Raw genomic sequence first — 16,583 nt, 5'->3', positions numbered from 1 at the left:
ACGCGTCGGCTAGGTTTCAATTGTCCTTAAAGCTGAGATTGGGTGATTCCATCGCCTTTTCCAGCATTCTTGCGTATTGATCCTTCGGCACGTCAATTGCGCCGAATGTTCTCAAATGCTCGGTGGTGAATTGGGTATCGAGCAAGGTGAAACCGCGCTGTTTGAGGCGTTCGACAAGATAGACGAGGCAGATCTTCGAGGCGTCTGTGCGGCGTGAAAACATGCTCTCGCCAAAGAAGGCCGAGCCGAGCGAGACGCCGTAGAGCCCGCCGACCAGCCTGGAGCCTTCCCAGGCCTCGACAGAATGGGCGTGGCCGATATGGTGCAGGGTCGAATAGAGCGTCCGGATGGTTTTGTTGATCCAGGTGCTTGGTCGGCCGTTGGTCTGCTCGGCGCAGGCGGCGATAACGCCGTCGAAATCCGTATTGAAACGAATATCGAAGGGCTTGCGGCGGATGGTCTTCGCCAGGCTTTTCGAAACGTGGAACGTGTCGAGCGGCAGGACGCCGCGTAGCTCCGGCTCGACCCAGAAGATTTCCGGATCGTCAGCCGATTCCGCCATCGGGAAGAGCCCGATGGAATAGGCGCGCAACAGAATCTCCGGAGTAATGCCGGGATTTCTGCCACGCGGTCCTACCATAGGTCAAGCCGATCCCTTCGCCAGATAGTTTTCCAGCCAGTGTATATCGTAATCGCCATTGGCGATATCCTGATTGGAAACCAGTTCCTGGAACAGGGGTAGGGTGGTCTTGATGCCGTCGACCACGAACTCATCAAGCGCACGGCGCAGACGCATCATGCATTCGACGCGAGTGCGGCCATGCACGATCAACTTGCCGATCAGACTGTCATAATAAGGCGGGATTCTGTAGCCCTGATAGGCGCCGGAATCGATGCGCACGCCAAGGCCGCCCGGCGCATGGAAATGCGTGATTGTGCCGGGCGAGGGCACGAAAGTACGCGCGTCCTCGGCATTGATACGGCATTCGATGGCGTGACCGTGGAAATGCACATCATCTTGTGTCACCGAAAGACCGCCGCCCGAGGCGACGCGGATCTGTTCGTGCACGAGATCGATGCCGGTGATCGCTTCGGTGACTGGATGCTCCACTTGCAGGCGCGTGTTCATTTCAATGAAATAGAACTCGCCGTTTTCGTAGAGGAACTCGATCGTGCCGGCGCCGCGGTACTTCAACTTCTTCATGGCGTCGGCGCAGATCTGACCGATCTTCATGCGCTGCTCGACGTTGAGTGCCGGCGAATTGGCTTCTTCCCAAACTTTCTGGTGGCGGCGCTGCAGCGAGCAGTCGCGCTCTCCGAGATGCACGGCATTGCCCTCACCGTCGCCGAACACCTGTATTTCGATGTGGCGCGGCTTGCCGAGATATTTTTCCATGTACACGGATTCATTGCCGAAGGCGGCCGCCGCTTCGGTACGCGCCGTCGACCAGGCTTCGATGACATCCGCTTCCGTGCGCGCCACCTTCATGCCGCGGCCGCCGCCGCCGGCGGTCGCCTTGATCAGCACGGGGTAGCCGATTTCCCTTGCCGTCCGCAGCGCGTCCGCCTCGGTCTTCACTTCGCCGTCCGAGCCGGGAACGACAGGAATGCCGAGCTGCTGCGCGGTCGTCTTGGCGGTGATCTTGTCGCCCATGATGCGGATATGGTCCGCCGTCGGTCCGATGAAGGTAATGCCATGTGCTTCAAGAATATCGGCGAACTTGGCGTTCTCCGACAGGAACCCATAGCCCGGATGCACGGCGTCGGCGCCAGTGATCTCGCAGGCCGCGACGATCTGGTGAATGTTGAGATAGCTCTCGCGCGACGGCGGCGGGCCGATACACACGCTTTCATCCGCTAGACGCACATGCATCGCGTCGGCGTCGGCGGTCGAGTGAACCGCTACGCTCGCAATGCCAAGCTCCTTGCAGGCGCGCAGCACACGAAGGGCGATCTCTCCGCGATTGGCTATGAGAATCTTCGAAATCATGGGCATGGGGCCTACTCGATGACGACCAGGGCTTCGCCGTATTCGACCGGCCGACCGTCCTGAATGAGGATTTCGGTCACGATGCCGGATTTCGGCGCGGGGATCTGGTTCATCGTCTTCATCGCTTCGATAATCAGCAGCGTCTGACCTTCCTTGACAGAAGCGCCGACCTCGATGAAATGCGCAGCACCCGGTGCAGGCGCCATGTAAACTGTGCCGACCATCGGTGCGCTGACGACGTTATCGGGATTGCGGGACTTGCCGACAGGTGCGGCGGCTGCGGCCGCCGCAGAGGCGACGGCAGGTGCGGCTGCGGCATAAGCGGGTGCTGCGATTGGCGCTTGAACATATTGTGTCGTGCCGGCGCGCGAGACGCGGATACGCAGATCTTCCTGCTCGACTTCGATCTCGGTCAGATCCGTCTCGTTCAGAATATTAGCGAGGTCGCGAATCAACGCCTGGTCGATGCCCAATTTCTTTTCAGCCATGGATGTCTTGCCCTGTATTCTTGTTATTGCGTGATGGATTTCAGCGCATGCAGCGCCAGGATGTAGCCGTAGGGCCCGAAACCGCAGATCATGCCCTTAGCGGCGGGCGCGATCATCGATTTGTGCCGGAATTCTTCGCGTGCGTGAATATTGGAGATATGAACCTCCACCACTGGAATGGAAATGGCACGGATTGCGTCATGAAGCGCGATCGACGTATGGCCATAGGCGCCCGGATTGATGGCGATGCCGGCAGCGACATCTCCGGCTTCATGGAGCCAGTCGACCAGCACGCCCTCATGATTGCTCTGGCGAAAGTCAATGACGAACCCGAGGCTTTCGCCCACGGATTTGCAGTCGGCTTCTATATCCTTGAGAGTCTTGCCGCCATAGATGCCCGGCTCGCGTTTGCCAAGGGCATTCAAATTGGGTCCGTTTAGGACGAAAATGGTTTGCGCCATCAGAGGTTCCGTCAAAGTGCAGCGCAACCTATAGACTCCCGAGGGCCCATAGGAAAGCCCCCAGGGCATAGGTTGCGCATGTGTAGGTGTGGAAACGCCCCGAATTTGGCGAATTTACGCATGCTCCTGAAATCGGCTCGACTTCGGAATGGCTCGCGCATCTTCTGATACGCCACTGTGTCCTTTATGCAACCTTTAAGACGAACGAGGCAATCATTTCCGCGGCTTAGCAGGTCGTCTTGCCGCAACTGCGGACATTGGCGATCTTCTGTTGAATCGCGTCGAGGCCGATCGCGCCCGAGATCGCCTCGTTACCGATGACGTAGGCCGGCGTGCCGGTGACGTTGAGATCAGTGGCGAGCTGGTAGGTAGCCTTTACCGAATCATTGTTCGGGCTCTTGGCCATTTCGGCGCGGATTGCCGCCTCGGTAACGCCAAGTGAGGTCGCGACTTCGATGGCGCTGTCTTCCGAGGCGCGGCCGTCGCTGCTGAGCAGCGTATGGTGGAATTCGGCATATTTTTCCGGTGCTAGCTTACGGAAAGCGTCGGAGACCCTGGATGCGGCAACGGAGTCCGGCCCAAGGATCGGGAACTCCTTCAGCACGAAACGCACGTTCGGGTCTTGCTTCAGCAGCGCGTCCATATCGGGGAGTGCATGGCGGCAATAGGTACAATTATAATCGAAGAATTCGACGACGGTGACGTTGCCCTTTGGATTGCCGATCGTGACATCATTCTTGGAATTGAAGATGGCATCCTTGTTTTGGGCGACAGCCTGGGCCGACTGAGCGATGCGCTGCTCATCCTGTTTCTTCTCAAGCGCCGCCTGCGCGTCCAAGAGAACTTCCGGATGCTCGACGAGATATTGCTTGATGAACTCTCCAAATTCTTTTTTCTGTTGGTCATCCAGCGCGGCTGCGGGCTGGATCATTGCGAATGACGCGGTGATGGCGATCGCTGAAACCGTCAGCAGGGTCTTGGAAAAAAAGGTCATTGGGTCCTCGTTTGGGTAGATGCTGAGGTTTATCGTCCGCTTCGGGATATCATTGCCTGATTAAAATCCACAGATGCTTGCGAGCAATTTAGGGCGCATGCTTATTTCCAGAAACAGGAATTTTCACGACAAAGCCGCAATCGCGGGATTGTGAACAGGCTAATATTGCGGCAATTGTCTGGCGCTAATCCGATCCGAGAAAGAAGTGACCTTGTTTTCCCTATCCAAACGCAGCGATGTCGAACCCTTTCACGCGATGGATGTGCTGGCGGAGGCGACGCGCCGGCGACAGGCGGGACATGCCGTCATCTCAATGGCGGTTGGCCAGCCATCGCATCCAACGCCGCAGGCCGCGCTTGAGGCGTCGCGCGAAGCACTCGGTCACGGCCGCATCGGCTACACGGATGCACTCGGCACGCTGGCGCTGAAACAGGCGCTAGCCGGTCACTATCGAATTCGGCACGGGCTCACCATCGACCCAAAGCGGATCGCGATCACCACCGGTTCGTCGGCCGGATTCAATCTCGCCTTCCTGACCCTGTTCGATCCCGGCGACAGCGTTGCGATCGCCCGTCCCGGCTATCCCGCCTATCGCAATATTCTCGCTGCCCTCGGGCTGGACGTCCTCGAAGTGCCTGTCACCGCCGAGACCCAATTCACGCTGACGCCGGAGAGCCTGGAGGTAGCGCAAGCAGCCAGCGGCAAACGTTTGAAGGGCGTGCTGCTCGCAAGCCCCGCCAATCCGACCGGTACAGTGACGGGCAAGGCTGCGCTGAAAGCGCTCGCCGAGTATTGCGCCGACCGCTCGATCGCCTTCATCTCCGACGAAATCTATCATGGCCTGACCTTCGTCGGCGAAGAGACGAGTGCTCTGGAACTGACTGACGAAGCGATCGTCATCAATTCCTTCTCGAAATACTACTGCATGACCGGCTGGCGTATCGGCTGGATGGTGCTGCCGGAGCGACTGGTGCGACCAATCGAGCGCGTTGCCCAGAGCCTTTATATCTCAGCGCCGGAACTTTCGCAGATTGCCGCGGCCGCAGCACTCGGGTCAGGGGTGGAGCTGGATGTCTACCGCGAAAGCTATCGCCGCAACCGCGATTTCCTAATGCGCCGTCTGCCCGAAATCGGCTTCTCCATCGCTTCGCCGATGGATGGCGCTTTCTACGCCTACGTCGATGTCAGCAAGTTCACCAACGACAGCATGGCCTTCGCCCGCAAGATGCTGGCCGAAATCAACGTCGCCGCCACACCCGGCCTCGATTTCGATCCAATCGAGGGACACCGCACGATGCGCATCTCCTATGCCGGCTCGAACGCGGAGATCGAGGAGGCGGCGGAACGCATGGCCGCCTGGCTGAAATAAATCCGATATCAGTAAGTTACAGCAGGTTTCGAAAGTATTTTAGGAAGTATTTGATTAGGATTTCAGGATTGGCAGCCGAACCGGGCCGCCCAATCCTTCGAGGTTGCGCCGAAATGCGCCTTAGGACGGGGCGGAACCGGCTTTGCAACTTGCCGCGCCGTAAAGCGTAACTCGCGGTTCGACGTGTAAGGGATGAAGCGAAGCGACCCTCGAGGGACGAGGGCTCGTGTAACAGAACAATCTATTATGGCGCACCTTCCATCCGCATTACTGTAACCGGCAAAAAATCCGGCCGTGTTGCCACGGCCGGATTTGTTATTTCGGTCCGAACAGCAGTGTTCAGAAGAAGCCACGGCGTTGCCACCAACCGGCCTTCTTCGGCTTGGTCGGCTCGCCATCCGTATCGCCGCCTTCGCTCGTGCGGGTGGACCTGACCACCGGCTCGGAGGAAGAGACGTTCGACTCGCGGTTGGCGCGTATCGGCTTGCCCTCGGCTTCGATCACCTCGGACTCCGCTGCGACCACCGGTTCGACGGCACTGTCGAGATCGCCGGCGATTTCGGCGACAGTTTCGACTTCTGCGTCAACGGCAGCTGCCATTTCGGCAACCGGGGCTTCGACCGGCGATGCTTCGGCTTTCGGCTTGCGACGGCTGCGGCTCTTGGGCTTCACCTCTTCGGCAACGACGGGCGCAGTTTCGACAGCCGCCATGGCCGGCTGGCTTTCGACGGCGGCTTCACCTTCGGCGACAATGATTTCATCGACGGTCAGGACATCCTCTTCGCCGTCATTCTCGTCGTCAACGCCTTCGTCGGAGCCGGCTGCTTCACTGCCGGCGGCCAATTCATTGCCTTCACCGTCGCGATTGCGGCGGCCACCGCGCTTGCCGCGACGGCGGCGCTTGCGCTTCTGCTGTCCATCCTCGCCAGAAACGGTAGCGACTTCGCTGCTACCGCTATTGTCGTCCTCGTCGCCTTCATCCGCTTCTTCGCTACCATCCTCAGGGGATGTATCGGCGGAATCGGAGGCGGCTTGGGCCTCATTGCCACGGCCGCGACGGCGGCGGCGGCGCTTGCGCTTGCGGCCGCCTTCATTGGATTCAGAGCGGGCGACAGGCTCCTGTTCGACGCCGGCGGCCTTTTCTTCGAGTTCTTCGTCTTCGTCCTCGTCGGCTTCGATGACGATATCGTCGTCTTCATCCTCGGGAATGGCTGCGAAGTTGAACAGAGATTCGATCTTCACCGGATTTTCGACGGGCTCACCGCGATCAATCGCAAAATGCTGCGTGCCAACCGCATTGTCCGCGTCGATGACGATCGAGACGCCGAAGCGGTTTTCGTAATCGACAATCGTCTGGCGCTTGTGGTTCAGCAGATAGAGCGCGATGTCCGGCGTGGTCCGCACGGTGATATCATGCGTCGTATTCTTCAGCAGATACTCTTCGATGCCGCGCAGGACATGCAGCGCAACGGAGGACTGCGAGCGGACGTGACCGGTGCCGCCGCAATGCGAGCAGATCTGCGTCGTGCTTTCGAGAACCGAAGCGCGGATGCGCTGACGCGACATTTCCAGCAGGCCAAAATGCGAGATGCGGCCGACCTGGATGCGGGCGCGATCGTTCTTCAGGCACTCCTTCAGCTTCTTCTCGACAGCACGGTTGTTACGCTTTTCTTCCATGTCGATGAAGTCGATGACGATCAGGCCAGCAAGGTCGCGCAGGCGCAGTTGGCGCGCAATTTCTTCGGCCGCTTCCAGGTTTGTCTGGAGCGCGGTGTCTTCGATCGAATGCTCCCGGGTCGAGCGGCCGGAGTTGACGTCGATTGAAACCAGCGCCTCCGTCTGGTTCATGATCAGGTAGCCGCCAGAACGCAGCGTCACCTGCGGCTGCAGCATGCGGTCAAGCTGCGCTTCGATGCCGGAGCGCGAGAAAATCGGGTGAATGTCGCGATAGGGCTGAACCACCTTGGCGTGGCTCGGCATCAGCATCTTCATGAAGTCCTTGGCTTCGCGATACCCCTCTTCGCCGGCAACGATAATCTCGCCGATATCCTTGTTGTAGAGGTCGCGGATCGAGCGCTTAATCAAGCTGCCTTCTTCGTAGACCAGGCAGGGAGCGGTCGAAGCGAGCGTCAGCGTGCGGACGTTTTCCCACAGGCGCATCAGATATTCGAAGTCGCGCTTGACCTCGACCTTGGTGCGGTTGGCGCCGGCAGTACGCAGGATGACGCCCATGCCTTGCGGCACCTCGAGCATCTTTGCGATTTCCTTGAGGCGCTTGCGGTCCTGCGGATTGGTGATCTTGCGGGAGATGCCGCCGCCGCGCGCCGTGTTCGGCATCAGAACGGAATAGCGGCCTGCAAGCGACAAATAAGTCGTGAGCGCTGCACCCTTGTTGCCGCGCTCTTCCTTGGCCACCTGCACCAGCAAGATCTGGCGGCGCTTGATGACTTCCTGGATGCGGTACTGCTTTCGCGGCTTGCGCTGTGTGCGGTCCGGAACCTCTTCCATCGCGTCTTCGGCGCCGACGGATTCGATCACTTCTTCTTCGTGGTCATGATCGTCGTCGTCGTCGTCGTCATGACGGCGCTTGGAAACGTCGACGTCTTCGGAAATCGAGTCGGTTTCAACCATCGCTGCCATTTCGCCGGACGGGCCTTCTTCGTCTTCGCTTGGAGCGTCGACTGTTGCCGTCGCTTCGACTGCAGGAGCCTCTTGGGCGGCAGCTTCGGCAACCACTTTTTTGCGACTGCGGCGCGGCTTCGGCTTCTTTGCTGGAGCTTCTTCCTCGGCGGGAGCCGCTACCTGGGCAGGGGCTTCCGCTTGGGCTTCTTCTGCGACAACGACTTCAGCTTCAGCTTCGTCCTTGTGGACGATACCGATGTCGGGCTGTTCCTGCTGGGAAAGATCAAGCGCGGTTTCGACGTGCTCGACATCGTCATCACGGCGATGCTCTTCGGCTTCCGCCTTCAGGAGTGCCTGCCGGTCGGCAAGCGGGATCTGGTAGTAGTCAGGATGAATTTCGGCAAAGGCCAGGAAGCCGTGCCGGTTGCCGCCGTAATCCACAAAGGCGGCCTGCAACGAGGGCTCGACCCTCGTCACCTTGGCGAGATAGATGTTGCCGCGGATCTGCTTCTTGTGCTGCGACTCGAAGTCAAATTCTTCTATGCGGTTCCCGCGAACGACAACAACACGCGTCTCTTCCTCGTGAGACGCATCGATAAGCATTTTGTCTGCCATGAAAGCTGTGCTCCTCGGCGCCGGCATGCGGAACGGCGCCGGCCTGTCGCTGGGACAGGCTGGATGCGATCCACCATTGCTGCGCCGGATAATGAAAGTCGCGATTGGTTGTTTTGCGATGACAGCAGCCAGACAACGGCCGGGACTTTAGTTCCCCGGGGTCTGTTCAATTCCTGAAAAAGCTGCAGCGGTAACATCCGTAACCAAGCGAGATCGACAATGCCTTAGACCCATCAACCGGGTCCGATGAATGTGCTCTCTTTTTAAAGAGCGTTTGGTGGCTCTCCACCGATGAATTTCCCGCGCAAAACCGGAAACTCAGATATCCAGTATGGGAGCAGAAGCACCGGAGACGGCGGATGACGGCCGCTTGTGGCGCCCAGTACTCGAGGCGGCTGCCTTTGCGGCGACTCTATCCCGTCAACACTTCTACCCTAATATGCGTTGTATGTTTAATCTGTCACAATAGCAAGGGGAAAGCCAAGTATGCCATAATATTGATGGATTCGTCGTGTGATGAAGACGAGGGGACGGCGTTTCCGATTCTTCTCCCGGCACGCCATCACATCAACACCACCGCATTACCCGCGATTTTCCGGTTATTTTTGGACTTCAAAAACAACATTGGAACCGATATGGGGCGCGGTGAGCAGTTGTTAAAGGGATAGCGGCATGCGATGGAGAATGAGGTGAGGGCTTTGCAAATTGCAGGAGCGGCCCTCGCAGTGACGGCTCTTTCAATCTTTTCGCCGTTTGCGACGGCTGTAGCCGCGGCAGATCCCTTGCTCGCCTATGGCGCACGCATCGCCGGCGACGATGCCCGTACGCGAATCGTCATCGATTTGGATCGCGAGCCGGCCTTCTTTGTTCATTATCTCGACAACCCCGTGCGCGTTGTCGTTGACCTTCCGGCAACGGCCTTTGGCTTTCCGGCAAAGGATCTGAAGCCGGTCGGCCTCTTCAAGGACATACGCTACGGCACCATGGATGAGGACAGCGCCCGCATCGTCCTGACGGCGGCCAAGCCGGTGAAGCTGGTCATGGCCAAGGTGCAGGCCGATGAAGACGGCAAGGGGCATCGCCTGGTACTCGACGCCGAGATGCTACCCGCCGCGCAATTTGCGGAGCTGATCAGGCAACAGAGCTGGACCAACGACGACACCGCAAAGGATGTCGGCCCGGTGGCATCGATGGAAAAGGCCGATCCGGGCTCCTTTCTCGTGGCTGTCGACGCCGGTCATGGCGGCATCGATGCCGGCGCCACCGCCAGCGACGGGGTCACGCAGGAAAAAGAAATCACGCTCACCTTCGCCAAGCTTCTGGCCGACAAGCTGAATGCCCAGCCCGGCATCAAGGCGTTTCTGACGCGCGACAAGGACGAATATCTGTCATTGTCGCAGCGGGTCACCATCGCCCGACAGAACCATGCCTCGCTGTTCATTTCGCTGCATGCGGACACGTTGAAGCAAAAGGATATCCGGGGCGCGACCGTCTACACGATCTCCGATAAGGCCTCCGATAAGCTCGCAAGCGAAGTCGCCGATCGCGAAAACAATTCCGATCAGCTCGCCGGTGCCGAGACGCAGGCTCAGCCCGCGGCGGTCGCCGATATTCTGATGGATTTGACGCGGCGTGAGACACAGGCTTTTTCCATATCGCTGGCGCAGGACGTGCTGACCTCGTTCACCGGCCAGATCGCCATGATCAACAATCCGCATCGCCATGCCGGCTTCCGCGTCCTGCAAGCGCCCGACGTTCCCTCGATTTTGCTCGAACTCGGCTTCCTTTCGAACAAGGATGATGAAAAGCTGCTCCTCGATCCTGATTGGCGGCAGAAATTGGCCGACCGGCTTACCGATGCCGTGAAACAATACCGCGTTTCGACCATTGCGAATGGCGGCTGAGCATGGGGACGATGAGCGCCGTTCGTGTCTTCCATGTAACAGCCACTGCTTATGGTCTGGGATGAAGTGAGGAATACTGGCGGAGAGCCCTATTTTGCTCACATTCCCGCCGTTACAGCGAAGTACTGTTTGCCCCGCAGGCGGCATGCACGGCTTTGTGCCGTTACCGTCTTGCATTAACACCTTGAGCGTGCAAAACGCCCGTGAATGTGCGATGGTCTCGCACATGCGCCGCATGAAGAGAAGCACCGGTAGCATCATATGGTCAGACTGATTGGATATTTCTTTGGGCTGGGCTGCATCCTGTTCCTGGGTGCGGCTGCGGCTGCGGCCATTTATCTGAGCGTCGTCTCCAAGGATCTGCCCGACTATGAGGTCCTGGCAAAGTATGCTCCGCCGGTGACGACCCGCATTCATGCCGGTAACGGTGCGCTGATGAAGGAATATTCGCGCGAGAACCGGCTGTTCCTGCCGATCCAGGCCATTCCCGATCGCGTCAAGGCCGCTTTCCTCTCAGCCGAAGACAAGAACTTCTACAATCATCCCGGTGTCGATGTCGGCGGCCTGATGCGTGCCGTTGCCGTCAACCTCCAGAACATTGGTTCCGGCCGCCGTTTTGTCGGCGCATCGACCATCACCCAGCAGGTTGCCAAGAATTTCCTGCTTTCGGCCGACCAGACCTTCGACCGCAAGATCAAGGAAGCGATCCTCTCCTTCCGCATCGAGCAGACCTATAGCAAGGACAAGATCCTCGAGCTTTATCTCAACGAGATCTATTTCGGCCTGAATTCCTATGGCATCGCGGGTGCCGCGCTCACCTATTTCGACAAGTCGGTGAACGAGCTGACCATTGCCGACTCGGCCTATCTCGCTTCGCTGCCCAAGGGTCCGTCCAACTATAATCCGTTCCGCCACCCCGACGCTGCAATGACGCGCCGCAACTGGGTGATCGACCGCATGGTCGAGAACGGCTATGTCAGCCAGAGCGACGGCGAGGACGCCAAAAAGCAGCCGCTCGGCGTCGTGCCGCCGAAGAACGGGCCGTCGCTTTTCGCCTCTGACTATTTCTCAGAGGAAGTTCGCCGCCAGTTGCTCGACCAGTACGGCGAGAAGATGCTTTATGAGGGCGGGCTTTCGGTACGCACCTCGCTCGATCCGCAAATGCAGCTGGAAGCGCGCAAGGCACTGCAGGACGGTCTCGTCGACTATGACGAGCGCCGCGGCTTCCACGGGCCGATCAAACAGATCGCGACATCGCAGGACTGGGGTTCGGAGCTTGCCAAGATCCCGGCCTTGAGCGATGTGCCGGAATGGCAGTTGGCCGTCGTGCTTTCGGTGTCCGACCAGACCGTCGATATCGGCCTGCAGCCGAGTGTCGACGCTGCCGGCAAGGTCGCAGGCGACCGAAAGCGCGGTACGATCGGCGCCGCCGACATGCGCTGGGCCTATCGCTCAGCCAATGGCGGCAAGACGGCGAAATCGCCGAGCGGCGTACTGAACGCTGGTGACGTGATCTACGTCCAGAAAACCGGCGATTCCGATTCCAGCATCTATCGCCTGCGCCAGCCTCCGAAGGTGCAGGGCGGCCTCGTCGTCATGGACCCGCATACCGGCCGTGTGCTCGCTATGGTCGGCGGCTTCTCCTATGCGCAATCGGAGTTCAACCGCGCCACCCAGGCAAAGCGCCAGCCGGGCTCGTCTTTCAAGCCCTTCGTTTACGCCGCGGCCATGGATAACGGCTATACGCCTGCGTCGGTCATTCTCGACGATCCGCTCCAGATCACGCTCAGCAACGGCCAGGTGTGGAAGCCGGAAAACTATGAAGGCGAGGGCGGCGGCGCCCATACGCTGCGCTTTGCCATCGAGCATTCACGCAACCTGATGACCGTGCGCCTCGCCGCCGATATGGGCATGCCGCTGGTCGCCGAATATGCCGACCGCTTCGGTATCTACGACCATATGAATCCGGTTCTTGCCATGGCGCTTGGCGCCGGCGAGACGACGGTGCTGCGTATGGTTTCCGCCTACTCGGTCATTGCCAATGGCGGCAAGCAGATCAAGCCGACATTGATCGACCGCATTCAGGACCGTTACGGCGCGACTATCTTCAAGCACGAGGAACGAGTCTGCGACACCTGCAATTTCAGCGCGTGGCAGAACCAGGACGAGCCCGTCATCGCCGATAATCGCGAGCAGGTGCTTGACCCGATGACTGCCTATCAGGTCACGTCGATGATGCAGGGCGTCGTCATCCGCGGCACGGCGGCCGGCAAGGTAAAGCTCAACACCGATGTCGCCGGCAAGACCGGTACGACCAATGATGAGAAGGACGCCTGGTTCGTCGGCTTTACGCCGAGCCTTGTCGCCGGCCTTTATATCGGCTACGACACGCCGAGCACGCTCGGCCGCGGCGCGACCGGCGGCTCGATTGCTGCGCCGATCTTCAACGAGTTCATGCAGGCTGCCACTAAGGATCAGGCGCCGCAGAAGTTCCAGGTCCCGGCAGGCATGAACATGATGGCCGTCAACCGCGCGACCGGCATGGCCGCACAGCCCGGTGATCCCGACGCCATCATGGAGGCCTTCAAGCCCGGCACCGGCCCGGCCACCACCTATACGGTCATCGGCGGCGGCGATGCGGCAGCGCAGGTCGCTCCTGAGGAAATTCTGAAGACTTCGCCGCAGGCCAACCAGGCGGTCACCTCGGGCGCGGGCGGTCTCTTCTGATCTCATCGGATTTCTTCGATGATCAGCCGCGGGGCTTTACAGTCGCGGCATGTGTCACTATGTCACCAACACTCTTTGAATCGAACAGCCGTTCACAGCGAATGGCCGAGTAAAGAAACGGAAATATGCGAGCGGAAATCGAGAATGTAGTCGACGAAACCAAGCAGGCCATAAGCCTGCTGAGGAGGCATCTTTGACTGGGATCAGGCGGTAAGACGACTGGACTGGTTGAACAACAAGGCAGAGGATCCGACCCTCTGGAACGATGCCACCGAAGCACAGAAGCTGATGCGCGAGCGCCAGCAGCTCGATGACGGCATCAACGGCGTGCGTGCTCTTGAGCGGCAGCTTTCCGACAATGTCGAGCTGATCGAGCTTGGCGAGGAAGAGGGCGATCCCGATGTCGTCCGCGAGGCCGAGGAAGCCCTCAAGGGCCTGAAGGCGGAAGCCGCGCGCCGGCAAGTGGAAGCTATGCTGTCGGGCGAGGCCGATTCCAACGACACCTACCTGGAAGTTCATTCCGGTGCCGGCGGTACCGAGAGCCAGGACTGGGCGAACATGCTGCTGCGCATGTACACGCGCTGGGCCGAGCGGCAGCGCTTCAAGGTGGAACTGCTCGAAGTCCACGATGGCGAAGAAGCTGGCATCAAATCGGCGACGCTGCTGGTCAAGGGCCACAATGCCTATGGCTGGCTGAAGACCGAATCGGGCGTTCACCGCCTGGTGCGCATCTCGCCCTACGACAGCAACGCCCGCCGTCATACCTCCTTCTCGTCGATCTGGGTTTATCCTGTCGTCGACGACTCGATCCAGATCGAGATCAATGAAAGCGACTGCCGCATCGACACCTATCGTTCGTCCGGCGCCGGCGGGCAGCACGTCAATACGACCGATTCGGCCGTGCGTATCACGCACATCCCGACCGGTATCGTCGTGCAGTGCCAACAAGAACGTTCACAGCACAAGAACCGCGCCAAGGCCTGGGACATGCTGCGCGCCCGCATGTACGAAGCGGAACTGATGAAGCGGGAAGAAGCCGCCAACGCCGAAGCCGCCTCGAAAACCGATATCGGCTGGGGCCATCAGATCCGTTCCTATGTTCTGCAGCCCTATCAGCTCGTCAAGGACCTGCGTACCGGTGTCGCCAGCACGGCCCCCGACGACGTGCTGGACGGCGATCTCAATGAGTTCATGGAAGCCGCCCTAGCTCACCGCATCAGCGGCGCCGCGGATGCGGTTGTCGACGACGTGGACTGATAGCAGGATCTATTTGATCGATGAAAGGCCCCGGAGACGGGGCTTTTTGTTGGCTGAGATGCCGCGTTGCGCCGATGCGCAAACAAACCTCAATCCGAAAACTGCTCCGCCAATATCCGCTCCGACCACGACCTGTCCGGATCCGACAAAATGCGTGCCGTCGTGTCTTCGGTCTGGGCGATCCTGACGGCCACGACCGATTTGACCTCGGTGTTGTCGGCAACCGCGTTAACAGGGCGTTTTTCCGGCTCCAGCACGGTGATGTCGATTGTCACCTTATTCGGCAACAGGGCGCCGCGCCAACGACGCGGGCGAAAAGCACTGACGGGAGTGATGGCGAGCAGCGGCGCCTCCAGCGGCAGGATGGGGCCGTGGGCGGAAAGATTGTAGGCGGTTGAGCCGGCCGGCGTCGTCACCATCAGGCCGTCGCAGATCAGTTCCGGCAGACGCACATGGCCGTCGATCTCAACCTTGAGCTTTGCCGCCTGATAGGACTGGCGAAACAACGATACCTCGTTGATAGCGAGTGCGACGGAGGTGCTGCCGTCTTCGTTGCGCGTGCTCATCTGCAGCGGATGAAAGGCATTTTCGACCGCCGCGTCGATACGCTCGGCCAGGCATTCCGTGCGATAATCGTTCATTAGGAAGCCGATGGAGCCGCGATTCATGCCATAGACGCGCTTACCGGAGTTCATGGTGTTGTGCAGAGTCTGCAGCATGAAACCATCGCCGCCGAGGGCCACAACAATATCCGCATCTTCCTGCGGCGTCTGGCCGTAAAGCCGAATCAAATCTTCCCGCGCGGCCTGGGCTTCCGGTGCGGTCGATGCGAGAAAACAAACAGATTGAAAAGCGCGTGACATGCAATTTCCTTTGAATAATCATACTAGGTAATGATATTCCCCCTATGCGACAAGACGTTTTGCGGAGACTGGTGAACCCGCAAAGGCGTTTTGATCTGCGGCGCCAAAGCCAGACGGCGGATTTTCCCTTTACAGGAAATGAAAATCTGCTACTTGGCATGCCGATGTGCCCTTGTAGCTCAGTTGGTAGAGCACCTGATTTGTAATCAGGGGGTCGCGGGTTCGAACCCTGCCGGGGGCACCATCACCTCACCACGACGAACAGAGAAGACTTCAACATACATCGGTAAAATGGGCCGAGAACGCGTGATGTTGTTCTTTCCGCTCCTCTGCCCAAAATGGGGTGGTAATGTCGATCTCGTGTTCAGCTTTGTTGATCATTTTTAAGTCGACTGACGCTGATGGCATCGCGACCAAGCCCACTGACCTGGATGTCTATCGCTAACTCTTGGGTACGGCTTCCTCGCAATCTCAGGATGATTGGGAAGACAGCGACTATCGGCGCCTCTCCGAATGCGTGCGCGAGTTCATGAAGGCAAACATGAATGCCGATCGCGAGGGCAAGGTGGTCGAAGCGCTGAGCGCCTTGGGTCATATCATTGCTTCTGGTCGTGCGACCACCAACCTCCCTCTCGTCAAGCATCCAGTTGACATCTGCCTCAAAGCAGCGGCGCTTCGTTCAATGGTTCGGCGACCAACCGGCCTCAAATTGTCTTCCGGCGATCTCGTGAAGGTTGGAGGCTTCGACAGGTTCGGTGCTATGACGGATGTCGCCGCGAAGAACGGCCCGGCGCAAGGCCGGGCCTGATTTAGAAATATAGAAATATTACCGGCAGACATGCTCTTCCCGAACGACCCTATGGCCGTGGTGCCATTCTTTCACGACTTTCGTGAAGCAGTGACGGTGATGATAATCGGGATAGTGATGGTGGTGGTAATCGGGACCGTAGCCTTGCGCCTGGGAGGGGAGTGTTGTGGCTGCAAGAGAGGAAAGGGCGATTGCAGAGGCAATGAAGAACTTGTTCACGGGGCTTCTCCGAACATTTTGCTCTTGTACAACGTCTCCGAGGACGTTGATTCAAAGGTAGTCGGGAGGCACTGAATATGGCATGACGATAGCGTTCACCTGAGCTTCATCCGGAGTTTGCCGCTGTCAATGATGGGTTGGACGAATCGAACCTGCATGGATTGAAACGCAGGGGAATCGCATTTGAAAAAAGGTGTGGCGGTTTGATGTGATATGGATTCTTTAGGGAGCTCTGTTTTGGAGCTTTCTGATGGTTTCGCTTATCA

At 58.9% G+C, this 16,583-nt stretch carries 13 protein-coding genes and 1 tRNA gene; 6 read left to right on the top strand and 8 right to left on the bottom strand.

The genetic code is table 11. The annotated features are described in order from the left end of the window. Window positions 1–16 precede the first annotated feature (16 nt). The 5 genes from aat to PY650_RS16305 all read right to left on the bottom strand — a co-directional run bounded on the left by aat (window position 17) and on the right by PY650_RS16305 (window position 3,933). The gene (gene aat / locus PY650_RS16325) at window positions 17–640 is read right to left on the bottom strand and encodes a leucyl/phenylalanyl-tRNA--protein transferase (protein WP_285880438.1); all 624 of its coding nucleotides are present in this window, start codon (window positions 638–640) and stop codon (window positions 17–19) included. A gap of 3 nt (window positions 641–643) precedes the next feature. Then, complete coding sequence (gene accC / locus PY650_RS16320) at window positions 644–1,996, bottom strand: acetyl-CoA carboxylase biotin carboxylase subunit (RefSeq protein ID WP_285880436.1); 1,353 nt, start codon at window positions 1,994–1,996, stop codon at window positions 644–646. 5 nt (window positions 1,997–2,001) lie between these two features. Continuing rightward, on the bottom strand, window positions 2,002–2,478 hold the full coding sequence (gene accB / locus PY650_RS16315) for an acetyl-CoA carboxylase biotin carboxyl carrier protein (RefSeq protein WP_285880435.1): 477 nt from the start codon (window positions 2,476–2,478) through the stop codon (window positions 2,002–2,004). A gap of 23 nt (window positions 2,479–2,501) precedes the next feature. Further along, window positions 2,502–2,939, bottom strand: coding sequence for a type II 3-dehydroquinate dehydratase (gene aroQ / locus PY650_RS16310; RefSeq protein ID WP_285880433.1), 438 nt, complete (start codon window positions 2,937–2,939; stop codon window positions 2,502–2,504). 226 nt (window positions 2,940–3,165) lie between these two features. Further along, the gene (locus tag PY650_RS16305; protein ID WP_285880431.1) at window positions 3,166–3,933 is read right to left on the bottom strand and encodes a DsbA family protein; all 768 of its coding nucleotides are present in this window, start codon (window positions 3,931–3,933) and stop codon (window positions 3,166–3,168) included. Window positions 3,934–4,144: 211 nt separating this feature from the next. Here PY650_RS16305 and PY650_RS16300 point away from each other — a divergent pair, with 211 nt between their 5' ends. Then, window positions 4,145–5,302, top strand: coding sequence for a pyridoxal phosphate-dependent aminotransferase (locus PY650_RS16300; RefSeq protein WP_285880525.1), 1,158 nt, complete (start codon window positions 4,145–4,147; stop codon window positions 5,300–5,302). 339 nt (window positions 5,303–5,641) lie between these two features. Here PY650_RS16300 and PY650_RS16295 read toward each other — a convergent pair whose 3' ends face one another. Continuing rightward, on the bottom strand, window positions 5,642–8,539 hold the full coding sequence (locus PY650_RS16295) for an Rne/Rng family ribonuclease (protein WP_285880430.1): 2,898 nt from the start codon (window positions 8,537–8,539) through the stop codon (window positions 5,642–5,644). Window positions 8,540–9,228: 689 nt separating this feature from the next. Here PY650_RS16295 and PY650_RS16290 point away from each other — a divergent pair. The 3 genes from PY650_RS16290 (at window position 9,229) to prfB (ending at window position 14,427) form a co-directional block, all read left to right on the top strand. Beyond that, window positions 9,229–10,443, top strand: a complete 1,215-nt coding sequence (locus PY650_RS16290) for an N-acetylmuramoyl-L-alanine amidase (protein WP_432761539.1) — start codon at window positions 9,229–9,231, stop codon at window positions 10,441–10,443. Between the two features lie 261 nt (window positions 10,444–10,704). After that, window positions 10,705–13,170 (top strand): penicillin-binding protein 1A, encoded by a 2,466-nt coding sequence (locus PY650_RS16285; RefSeq protein WP_285880429.1) that lies wholly within the window; start codon window positions 10,705–10,707, stop codon window positions 13,168–13,170. A 125-nt stretch (window positions 13,171–13,295) separates the two neighbouring features. Next, window positions 13,296–14,427, top strand: a protein-coding gene (gene prfB / locus PY650_RS16280) for a peptide chain release factor 2 (protein ID WP_285880428.1) whose coding sequence is annotated in 2 segments (ribosomal slippage) — window positions 13,296–13,364 and window positions 13,366–14,427 — 1,131 coding nt in all. Because the reading frame shifts where the segments join, the coding sequence is not laid out codon by codon here. An 89-nt stretch (window positions 14,428–14,516) separates the two neighbouring features. On the opposite strand, the gene PY650_RS16275 is transcribed toward prfB, so the two are convergent. Continuing rightward, window positions 14,517–15,290: an NAD kinase gene (locus tag PY650_RS16275; RefSeq protein ID WP_285880427.1), complete on the bottom strand. Its 774-nt coding sequence runs from the start codon at window positions 15,288–15,290 to the stop codon at window positions 14,517–14,519. A gap of 168 nt (window positions 15,291–15,458) precedes the next feature. Between PY650_RS16275 and PY650_RS16270 the strand changes: the two genes are divergently transcribed. Continuing rightward, window positions 15,459–15,534, top strand: a tRNA-Thr gene (locus tag PY650_RS16270). 204 nt (window positions 15,535–15,738) lie between these two features. Then, entirely contained in the window at window positions 15,739–16,098 is a 360-nt protein-coding gene (locus tag PY650_RS16265) for a hypothetical protein (RefSeq protein WP_285880426.1), read from the top strand. An 18-nt stretch (window positions 16,099–16,116) separates the two neighbouring features. Here the strand turns inward: PY650_RS16265 and PY650_RS16260 are convergent, their stop codons facing one another. After that, window positions 16,117–16,317: a hypothetical protein gene (locus PY650_RS16260; RefSeq protein ID WP_285880425.1), complete on the bottom strand. Its 201-nt coding sequence runs from the start codon at window positions 16,315–16,317 to the stop codon at window positions 16,117–16,119. Between the last annotated feature and the right edge of the window lie 266 nt (window positions 16,318–16,583).

The sequence above is a fragment of the Martinezella calliandrae genome, assembly GCF_030272695.1.
In the GTDB taxonomy this organism is placed as follows: Bacteria; Pseudomonadota; Alphaproteobacteria; order Rhizobiales; family Rhizobiaceae; genus Rhizobium; species Rhizobium calliandrae.
This window is presented reverse-complemented; position numbering and strand designations above follow the sequence as displayed.

Coding starts and splice junctions, on each gene's coding strand:
- PY650_RS16285 (WP_285880429.1), top strand. CDS start 10,705: ATGGTCAGACTGATTGGATATTTCTTTGGGCTGGGCTGCATCCTGTTC.
- PY650_RS16305 (WP_285880431.1), bottom strand. CDS start 3,933: ATGACCTTTTTTTCCAAGACCCTGCTGACGGTTTCAGCGATCGCCATC.
- PY650_RS16275 (WP_285880427.1), bottom strand. CDS start 15,290: ATGTCACGCGCTTTTCAATCTGTTTGTTTTCTCGCATCGACCGCACCG.
- accB (WP_285880435.1), bottom strand. CDS start 2,478: ATGGCTGAAAAGAAATTGGGCATCGACCAGGCGTTGATTCGCGACCTC.
- aat (WP_285880438.1), bottom strand. CDS start 640: ATGGTAGGACCGCGTGGCAGAAATCCCGGCATTACTCCGGAGATTCTG.
- accC (WP_285880436.1), bottom strand. CDS start 1,996: ATGCCCATGATTTCGAAGATTCTCATAGCCAATCGCGGAGAGATCGCC.
- PY650_RS16295 (WP_285880430.1), bottom strand. CDS start 8,539: ATGGCAGACAAAATGCTTATCGATGCGTCTCACGAGGAAGAGACGCGT.
- aroQ (WP_285880433.1), bottom strand. CDS start 2,939: ATGGCGCAAACCATTTTCGTCCTAAACGGACCCAATTTGAATGCCCTT.